Annotated in this window: 8 protein-coding genes; 5 read left to right on the forward strand and 3 right to left on the reverse strand. The window is 72.8% G+C overall.

Annotation, left to right across the window (positions count from 1 at the left end; all coding sequences use genetic code 11):
• Nucleotides 1-305: 305 nt before the first annotated feature.
• Nucleotides 306-1,298: an LLM class flavin-dependent oxidoreductase gene (locus AB0F81_RS49085; RefSeq protein ID WP_360210982.1), complete on the forward strand. Its 993-nt coding sequence runs from the start codon at nucleotides 306-308 to the stop codon at nucleotides 1,296-1,298.
• A 10-nt stretch (nucleotides 1,299-1,308) separates the two neighbouring features.
• Nucleotides 1,309-2,190, forward strand: a complete 882-nt coding sequence (locus tag AB0F81_RS49090; RefSeq protein WP_360210984.1) for a helix-turn-helix transcriptional regulator — start codon at nucleotides 1,309-1,311, stop codon at nucleotides 2,188-2,190.
• 1 nt (nucleotide 2,191) lies between these two features.
• On the opposite strand, the gene AB0F81_RS49095 is transcribed toward AB0F81_RS49090, so the two are convergent.
• Genes AB0F81_RS49095 through AB0F81_RS49105 form a run of 3 tightly spaced genes read right to left on the reverse strand, consistent with a single transcriptional unit; the run spans nucleotide 2,192 to nucleotide 6,552 of the window.
• A complete protein-coding gene (locus tag AB0F81_RS49095) occupies nucleotides 2,192-4,708 on the reverse strand; it encodes a hypothetical protein (RefSeq protein ID WP_360210986.1) in 2,517 nt (838 codons plus the stop codon).
• Between the two features lie 3 nt (nucleotides 4,709-4,711).
• Complete coding sequence (locus tag AB0F81_RS49100; RefSeq protein ID WP_360210988.1) at nucleotides 4,712-5,899, reverse strand: HAMP domain-containing sensor histidine kinase; 1,188 nt, start codon at nucleotides 5,897-5,899, stop codon at nucleotides 4,712-4,714.
• Nucleotides 5,896-6,552 carry a response regulator transcription factor gene (locus tag AB0F81_RS49105; RefSeq protein WP_360210990.1) on the reverse strand — a complete coding sequence of 219 codons (657 nt, stop codon included), beginning with the start codon at nucleotides 6,550-6,552 and terminating at the stop codon, nucleotides 5,896-5,898. Before AB0F81_RS49105 ends, AB0F81_RS49100 begins: the two co-directional genes overlap by 4 nt.
• A 108-nt stretch (nucleotides 6,553-6,660) precedes the next feature.
• Here AB0F81_RS49105 and AB0F81_RS49110 point away from each other — a divergent pair, with 108 nt between their 5' ends.
• The 3 genes from AB0F81_RS49110 to AB0F81_RS49120 all read left to right on the forward strand — a co-directional run.
• Nucleotides 6,661-7,122, forward strand: coding sequence for a lipoprotein (locus tag AB0F81_RS49110; RefSeq protein WP_360210992.1), 462 nt, complete (start codon nucleotides 6,661-6,663; stop codon nucleotides 7,120-7,122).
• Complete coding sequence (locus AB0F81_RS49115; protein ID WP_360210994.1) at nucleotides 7,119-8,159, forward strand: peptidoglycan-binding domain-containing protein; 1,041 nt, start codon at nucleotides 7,119-7,121, stop codon at nucleotides 8,157-8,159. Before AB0F81_RS49110 ends, AB0F81_RS49115 begins: the two co-directional genes overlap by 4 nt.
• Nucleotides 8,156-8,610: ATP-binding cassette domain-containing protein (locus AB0F81_RS49120; protein WP_360210996.1), on the forward strand; the 455-nt coding region annotated here is incomplete at its 3' end. The genes AB0F81_RS49115 and AB0F81_RS49120, both read left to right, overlap by 4 nt.

Consider the following 8,610-nt stretch of genomic DNA (forward strand, 5'->3'; position numbering starts at 1 on the left):
GCGGCGGCGGAGGCCGGCGGGTTCGGCGCGGGTGCGGCGCTGCGCTTCTCCGGCCCGCTGCCGCGGGCCAGCGCCACCGCCGCGCCCAGTGCCAGCAGGAGCGCGGTCACTGTCAGGATCAGCAGGTACGCGCGGGTCCGCGAACGCGGGCGTGCGGGGTACGGGTCGCTCAGCACCCGACCAGGGTAGCGGCTCCCGCGACGTCCGATATGAGAATCTTTCGGTTGTCCCGGGTGGTATCGATGCCCGGCGCCCCGAAGCGCCGGGTCCGGCCGCGGCGGGCAGGCCCGGGATAGGGTTCGATCATGCTGCGCAAGCTGGGTTTCCTCACCATCGGGCTGTTCGACGAGAGGGACCCGCGGCGCGGGCACGAATCGGCCCTGGAGATCATCGAGCTGGGCGAGCGGCTCGGTCTGGACAGCGCCTGGCTGCGCCACCGGCACCTGCAGTTCGGCATCTCGTCGCCGGTCGCGGTGCTCGCCGCGGCGACCCAGCGGACCAGCCGGATCGAGCTCGGCACGGCGGTCACCCCGCTCGCCTGGGAGAACCCGCTACGCCTGGCCGAGGACCTGGCCACCGTCGACCTGCTCTCCGGCGGGCGGCTCAACCCGGGCGTCAGTGTCGGCCCGCCGATGCAGTTCGAGCACGTCAAGGACGCCCTCTACCCGGACACGGACGAGGACTTCAGCTATGCCCGGGTGGAGCGGCTGCTGCGCTGCGTGCGCGGGGAGCCGGTCACCGCCTTCCGCGGCACGGTCGGCTTCGAGGAGTTCTCCGACCGGGTGCAGCCGCACTCGCCGGGGCTGGCGTCGCGCCTGTGGTACGGCGGCGGCAGCCTGCGCTCCGCCGAGTGGGCCGGTGAGCACGGGATGAACTTCCTGACCAGCAGCGTGGTGAAAGCGGAAGGGCCGGAGGAGGACTTCGAGCGGATCCAGCTGTCGCACATCCGCGCGTTCCGCGACCGTCACCCGGCCGGGCGGGTGTCCCAGGGGCTTGTCGTCATCCCCACCGACTCGGCGACGGCCGGGCAGGCGGCGAGATATCGGGATTATGCGGCGAAGCGGCTGCCGCGGACCGCCACGCCGCAGGGGCCGGCCCGGCTGATGTTCGCGCCGGACATCGTCGGGTCGTCGGCGGAGATCGCCGAGCGGTTGCACGAGCACGCCGCGTTCCGGGAGATCGACGAGGTGGCGTTCGCGCTGCCGTTCACCTTCGAGCACGACGACTACGTGCAGATCCTCACCGATATGGCCACGCATCTGGGGCCGGCACTGGGCTGGCGGCCGGCGGCTGCCTAGGCTGCGACATGTGGCAGCCGAGGTAGGACCGATCGGGTCCGGGCGTCTGTTGCGCGCCGCCCTGCGCCGGGCTCGAGAGTCGGCGCTGCTCACCCAGAACGAGGCCGCCCGGTTGCTGTCCTGGTCGCCGTCGAAGCTGGCCCGGATCGAGAACGGTGAGGTGGGCATCTCGGCGTCCGATCTGCACGCACTGTGCGAGGTGCTGAGTCTCGGGCCGGCGGCCACCGGCGAACTGCTGCGCCTGGCCCAGGCGGCGCGCCGCCGCGGTTGGTGGCACGAGTACCGGGCGCTGATGTCGCCGCACCATTTCCAGCTCGTCGGACTGGAGGCGGAGGCCGATGAGATCGACGAATACTGTTCCACGGTCATCTCCGGCTTGTACCAGACGCAGGCGTACGTCGAAGCCATCCTGAGGTCCATCAGGCACACGGATGAGCCTGACTCGAACGCCACCCGGGTGGCGATACGGCTTCGCCACCAGCGGGAGATCGAGAAACGGCCCGATCCGCCAGAAATGCGCCTGCTGCTCGATGAAGCCGTGCTTTACCGGCAGGTGGGCGACGGCGCGGTCATGGCCGGGCAGCTCCGGCGGCTCGTGGAAGTCGCCCGCCGGCCCCTCGCCACGATCCGGGTCCTGCCGTTCGAGAGCCGGGAGTTCCGGGAGTATCCGTTCACCGTGGTCCGAGACCACGTCGCTGGAACGGCTGTCTACAGCGATTGGACCATGGGAGACTCGTTGATCGAGGACGAGCGGCGGGTGGGCTGGTACGAACAGCACTTCGCGAACCTTTGGGCGGCCGCTCTCGATCCCGACCGGACCGGTCAGCTGTTGCACCGGGCCGTGGCCGCCTACGCGAAGGGTGAGACACCCCGTCCCTGGCTGTGGGACTGACTCAGCCGTCGTGGACGATCCGCAGCGGCGACTCGTGCAGCCGAAGCGCTCGCTGCAGACTGTCCCAGGCCTCGTCACTGAGCCCGGCTTGCCACAGCCGCACGGTCGACTCCCACGCGGGCACCGCCGCCGACGACATCCCGTCCTCGGTCAGCAAGGCCCCCAACACCACCAGGTTGGCGGTGTAGGCCGCACACGCCGCCACCACGTCCGGCGGCACCGGCTCGTACTGCTGGTAGCGGCCGAAAGCGCGGCTCCGGGCCGTCGCCAGCAGGGTTTGGACGGCCTCCGCCATGCTGTCGCGGCGTTCCGGGGTGAACTGCCGGATCTGCCCCTCGGCGAAGCCGAGGATCGGCCTGCGCAGCGTGACCGGCTGATACGACAGCATCGCCCGCAACAGGCTGTCATCCGGCGCTTCATGGAACGACGGATCGGCCCGGTGCTCCGCCAGCCGCCGGGCGTACCCGTCGAGCAGGATCAGCACCCGCTCCGCAATCAGGTACTCGCCGAACGTCGCGTGCAGGAACTCGTAAGTCCGCCGCGCGTGGTCGGTGTGCTCGTCCGCCCGCGCCACGTGCACGAAGAAGAATCCCGCCACCGTCTGGTGCGCCCGCCCGGCATCGGCGCCCCGCCCCAGGAACACCTCCAGGTCACGTTCCAGGTCGGCCTCGCTGATGTGCTGGCGCTGCCGGTTGAACATGCCGAACGCCGCGATGCTCAGCCGCCACCGCGACGAGCTGAGCAGCAGCGGCAGCCGCTCCGGCGCCGGTGGCCGGTCCGGCTTGTCGGCGACCTGCCGATGGATGAAGTTGTCCAGCAGCATCCGGAACAGCGTCGCCGGGGAGAGCTCCCGGTCAGCGAGCCGGGCCGCGGACGGATCGGCGTGGTAGATCGCGAGCAGCGTCAGCAGCAGCGGTTGCCGGGCCAGGTCGCCGTGCCGGGTGACGTCGCCGGCGCACAACGGGCGGAAACCCGGGGCCGGCGCGTTGGCCCGGTTCCACGCCGTGAGCCACTCGCCGATCTGGCCGTCGGAGAAGTCCTCCAGCTTGATGACCAGCGAACCCTCCGGCACCCGGGCGCGGTCCATGACGATCGTCCGGGAGGTGACCACCAGCGCGACCGGGCGGCCCAGCGCCAGCTCCTCCTGCTGGAAGCGCAGCGCCTCGGTCAGATATCCGCACTGGGTCGTGCCGGTCGCCTGGATCAGCTCGTCCAGGCCGTCCAGCAGCACGACGCGGGTGACGTCCGCGCTCTCGTCGGCCACCCGGCCCCAGGCCACCGGCTCCTTGAGGATGTCGCGCAGGGCCGTCTCGACCTGGGACAGCAGCCGGTCGTCGGCGTTGACCCGGCGCAACTGCACCGGGACGACGGTGTACTTGTCGCTGGGCAGCCGGGCCGCCAGGATCTCGGTCAGCAGCGACTTGCCGGCGCCCGGATGACCGAGCACCACCAGCGGCCGGCGTGCCGCATCCGGGTGCGCGAGGTACGCGGCGAGGAACCGGTCCAGCCCGTCCTGGACCGGCCGGGCGGCCCACCACTCCTCCCGCGACAGCCCGGCGGTGGCGGCGGCCGACGCGGTCGCGCTGCGGAACCGGGGTGTGACGAAGCCGTCGGCCACGGTGGGGAACCGTAGCCCGGCCGGCAGCGCCGAGGAGCGCAGCAGCGGCTGGTCGAGCGCGGCGGCGGCCGACCGGGCCAGTTTGCCGCGGACCGACGTGCGCCCGGGCCGGCCGGGTGATCCGCCGGCGGCCAGGATGTCGTGCAGCTGGCCCATCGCGTCGGAGGTGCGCTCCAGCACTTCGAGCAGCCGCGCGTTGGTGCTGCGCAGCTCCTCGCGGGTGGCCGCGTGCTCGCCGAGCGACGCCCAGACGAAGAACTCCGGCACGTCCGCGCCGAGCCGCAGGTACGCGTCCCGGTAGCCGGCACGCCAGCGGGCCGTGCTGCGCTCCACCAGGTCGGCGGAGTCGAGGCCGAGGTGGTTCCAGGCCCGTAACCCCTCGAAGAAGGCGATCGCGCCACGGGCGAGTTCGGCGATCCGGGGCGCCAGCCGGTCCGACAGGTTCTCCTCGAAGCCGCGCGCCGGCGACGGCAGCGGGAGGTCCGCCGAGACCAGCTGCTCCACCCACGCCGCCTGCGTCACGATCTCCCCGGGCGCGGTCGCGAGCTGCAGCTTCTCCCGGTCGCTCACCCGCAGCGACGCGTACGACGGCCCGATCACCTCGTGCAGCGCGTCGAAGAGGGTGGACAGCACCACCGTGGTGTGCGCCGCCGTGATCAGCTCGTGCCGGCTGTGCCCGTGCGTGCCGCGCAGGCGCTCGACGGCCGAGCCGAGCAGGTCCCGCACCAGCCGGCCGGCCTCCTGCTTGCCGTCGACCAGGCCCAGCGCGGGCGGGAAGATCACCGCGCCGAGCAGGATCCCGGCGCCGGTGATCCGTTCCAGGACCGCGACCGCCGCCGGGGAGTGCACGCCGAGCAGCGCCAGCGCACCCGGATAGGTCAGCGGGGATGCCGTGGGCACGGCTCAACCGTCGTGCATGACCGGCCCGAACTCAAGGGGTAGCGTCACGGTGACCACCAGACCGCCACCGGGACGGGGCTGCGCGCTGACGGCGCCCCCGTGGGCGCGGGCCACGGATCGCACGATCGACAGGCCCAGCCCGAAACCCTTGGCCGACGTGAGGCGGTCACCGGTCAGCCGCCGGAACGGTTCGAACAGCGCCGGTAGCTCGTACCCCGGGATGGCGGGACCGGAATTGCTCACCGTGACCGACGGGCCCGGCCCGCTCTCCACCCGGACCCAGCCGCCGGGCCCGGTGTTGTGCCGGATGCCGTTCTCCACCAGGTTGCGCACCAGTTGCTCCAGCAGCAGGGCGTCGCCGGCGGCGGGCGCCGGCCCGGCGACCGTGGTGACCTTGACGCCGGCCTCGGCCGCCTCGGCGGCCGCCTGCTCGGCCACGTGCGTCACCACGTCAGCCAGGTCGAGGGGGTGCCGCTCGGCGAGTTCCTGGTCTGAGCGGGCCAGCAGCAGCAGGCCGTCGATCAGCTTCTCGTGCCTGGTGTTGACCTTCAGCAGGTCCTCGCCGAGGCGGACCACGTCGGCTGTGGCGGCCCGCCGGTGCATGGCCAGCTCGACCAGCGCCCGGTTCAGGGTGAGCGGGGTCCGCAGCTCGTGCGACGCGTTGGCCACGAACCGCCGCTGCCCGTCGAAGGCGTGTTCGAGGCGCTCCACCATGTGGTCGAACGTGTCGGCGAGCTCCTTCACCTCGTCGTCCGGCCCGTGCAGGTCGATGCGCTGGTGCAGGCCCCGCTCGGTGGCCGGGGCCGCGGCGATCCGGCGGGCGGTCGCGGTGACCCGGTGCAGCGGCGCCAGCATCCGGCCGGCGACCACCCAGCCGGACAGGAACGCGGCCGCGCCGACCAGCACCAGCGCCACCGAGCCCTGCACGAGCAGCGTGCTGGTGGCGGTGGCGAGCAGCTGCTCCCGCTGGACCTCCAGCCACTGGGCGGCCGCGTCCCCGGTGAGCACCGTGTCGCCGTTGACGATCACCTGCTTGAGCATCCGGTCGCGGTCGCCGCCGGCCGGTGGGAACGGGCCGGTCGGATAGCGCTCGCGGAACAGCAGCAGGGTGACGGCGAGCAGCACGAACCCGGCGACCAGGAAGATGCTGCCGTAGACCAGGGTCAGGCGCAGGCGCAGCGTGGGCCTCATGAGATGCGGTACCCGACGCCGGGCAGGGTCTCGATCACCTGCGGATCGCCGAGTTTGCGGCGCAGCTTGAGGATGGTCAGCCGGACCGCGCCGGTGAACGGGTCGACGTGCTCGTCCCACGCCTTCTCCAGCAGCGTCTCGGCGGAGACCACCGTGCCGCCGGCCCGCAGCAGCTCGGCCAGCACCGCGAACTCCTTCTTGGAGAGCGAGACGTAACGGCCGTCGCGGGTCACCTCACGCCGGGCCGGGTCCAGGGTGATCCCGGCCTGGCGCAGCACCGGCGGCGTCCCCGGCCGCGAGCGGCGGCCCAGCGCCAGCACCCGGGCGGAGAGCTCAGGCAGCGCGAACGGCTTGGTCAGGTAGTCGTCGGCGCCGAGCGACAGCCCGGCCACCCGGTCGCCGATCTCGGCCGCCGCGGTCAGCATCAGCACCCGGGCCTCGGCGCCGGTGGCGACCATCTGCCGGCACACCTCGTCGCCGTGCACCCGCGGCAGGTCGCGGTCCAGGATCACCACGTCGTAGTCGTTGACCGCGACGCGTTCCAGCGCGGCCGCCCCGTCGCCGGCGACGTCCACCGCGTGGGTCTCCTCACGCAGCCACTCGGCGATCGTGTCCGCGAGCATCCGCTCGTCCTCCACCACCAGGATCCGCATCTCGCCCATGCTGCCAGCCGCGCCGTTTCCGCGGCGTTAGCGAATCGGCAAACGCTGCGGAAACGGCCCGGCCCGTTGGATCGGGTCCACCTTCGAAAGGGGAGACCCATGCGACGAACGATTCTGGTGGCCGGGATTCTGCTGGCGCTCAGCGGTTGCGGTGGCGGTGGAGGCGGCGAGGAGCCCGCCGCGGCGCCGAGCCTGGATCCGCACACCCGCAACGTCAAGTTCGCCGAGTGCCTGCGCGAGCACGGCCTCGACGTGCCCGACCCGGAGCCGGGCAAGGGCATGACGATGAAGTTCGGTCCCGGCACCGATCAGCAGAAAGTGCAGCAGGCCATGGAGGCCTGCCGGGAGTGGGCGCCGACCGGGATGAACGGCGGCGGCGCTCCCGACCCGAAACGCGACGAGCAGATGCGGGCCTACGCGCAGTGCATGCGGGACAACGGCGTCGCGTCGTTCCCCGACCCGGAGGGCGGCATGGTCCGGCTGGACCCGAGCTCGGGCGAGGACCCGGACTTCGAGACCGCCCAGAAGGCGTGCGCCTCGCTGATGCAGGGCCCGCAATGAGCCGCACCACCAGGATCGTCGCCGGGGCGGTCGCGGTCGCCTCGGCGGGCGTGGCGGCCGCGCTGGTCGCGCAGCCGGGCGCGGGCAGCGACCAGGAGACCGGGGGCCGGCTTCCGCCGGCCACCGCGGAGATCACCAAGGGCACGTTGCGCGAGTCGGTGGAGGCCGACGGGGAGCTGGGGTACGGGCCGACGCGCACCGCCTCCGCCCGTAGGCAGGGCATCGTCACCTGGCTGCCGGACAGCGGCGCCACGGTCGGCCGGGGCAAGCCGCTCTACCGCATCGACGACGACCCGGCCGTGCTGATGTACGGCGCGACCCCCGCGTACCGGCGGATGTCCTCCGGCGACGAGGGCCGCGACGTCGCCCAGCTGGAGAAGAACCTGGCGGCGCTCGGCTACGACGGGTTCACCGTCGACGACGAGTACACCGGCGCCACCGCCGAGGCCGTCGAGCAGTGGCAGGACGACGCCGGGCTGCCCGAGACCGGTGCGGTCGAGCTGGGCCAGGTCGTGTTCGCGTCCGGCGCGGTCCGGGTCGACTCGCTGACCGCCGAGGAGGACGCCGCGGTCGGCCCCGGCCAGTCCCTGCTCACCTGGACCGGCACCGAGAAGGTCGTCACGGTGCGCCTGGAGGTCTCCGACGCGGCCCTGGCGAAGGTCGGCGCCACGGTGTCGGTGACGCTGCCCGACGGCAAGCGCACCACCGGCACGGTCACCGAGGTGGCGACCGTGATCGAGCCGGGCACCGGGCAGGACGCCGAGCCGAGCACCGAGATCGAGGCGCAGATGGCGGTGAAGACCGGCTTCGGCGCGGCCGCGGTGGACGTGACGTTCACCGCCGCCGAGCGCAAGGGGGTGCTCACCGTGCCGGTGGCCGCCCTGGTCGCCGCCGCCGGCGGCGGGTTCGCGGTGGAGGTGATCGAGGGCGACGCCACCCGGCACGTGCCGGTCAAGACCGGGCTGTTCGCCGACGGCCGGGTCGAGATCACCGGGGACGGCCTCGCCGAGGGCACGACCGTGGGGATGCCGAGATGATCGAACTGGTCGAGGTGAGCAAGGCCTACCCGGGTGGGGTGACCGCGCTGGACCGGGTCAGCCTGACCGTGGAGCAGGGCGAACTGGTCGCCATCGTCGGACCGTCCGGGTCCGGCAAGTCCACGATGCTGAACATTCTCGGCACCCTGGACCGGCCGAGCTCCGGCACGGTCCACCTCGACGGTCACGACGTCGCCGGCCTCAACGACCGGAGACTGTCGGAGCTGCGGGCCACCCGGATCGGTTTCGTCTTCCAGCAGTTCCACCTGGCGGCCGGCACCAGCGCGCTGGACAACGTCGCGGACGGCCTGCTCTACCTGGGGATCCGCCGCCCGGAGCGGCGCCGCCGGGCCGCCGAGGCCCTCGAGCAGGTGGGCCTCGGCCACCGGCTGCGGCACGCGCCGCACGAGCTGTCCGGGGGCGAGCGGCAGCGGGTGGCGATCGCCCGCGC

The organism is Actinoplanes sp. NPDC024001, from assembly GCF_040638955.1.
Lineage (GTDB): Bacteria > Actinomycetota > Actinomycetes > Mycobacteriales > Micromonosporaceae > Actinoplanes.

Excerpts from the sequence above, each read along its gene's own strand:
- AB0F81_RS49105 (WP_360210990.1), bottom strand. The coding sequence starts at position 6,552 with ATGCGGATCCTGGTGGTGGAGGACGAGCGGATGCTCGCGGACACGATC.
- AB0F81_RS49110 (WP_360210992.1), top strand. The coding sequence starts at position 6,661 with ATGCGACGAACGATTCTGGTGGCCGGGATTCTGCTGGCGCTCAGCGGT.
- AB0F81_RS49115 (WP_360210994.1), top strand. The coding sequence starts at position 7,119 with ATGAGCCGCACCACCAGGATCGTCGCCGGGGCGGTCGCGGTCGCCTCG.
- AB0F81_RS49085 (WP_360210982.1), top strand. The coding sequence starts at position 306 with ATGCTGCGCAAGCTGGGTTTCCTCACCATCGGGCTGTTCGACGAGAGG.
- AB0F81_RS49100 (WP_360210988.1), bottom strand. The coding sequence starts at position 5,899 with ATGAGGCCCACGCTGCGCCTGCGCCTGACCCTGGTCTACGGCAGCATC.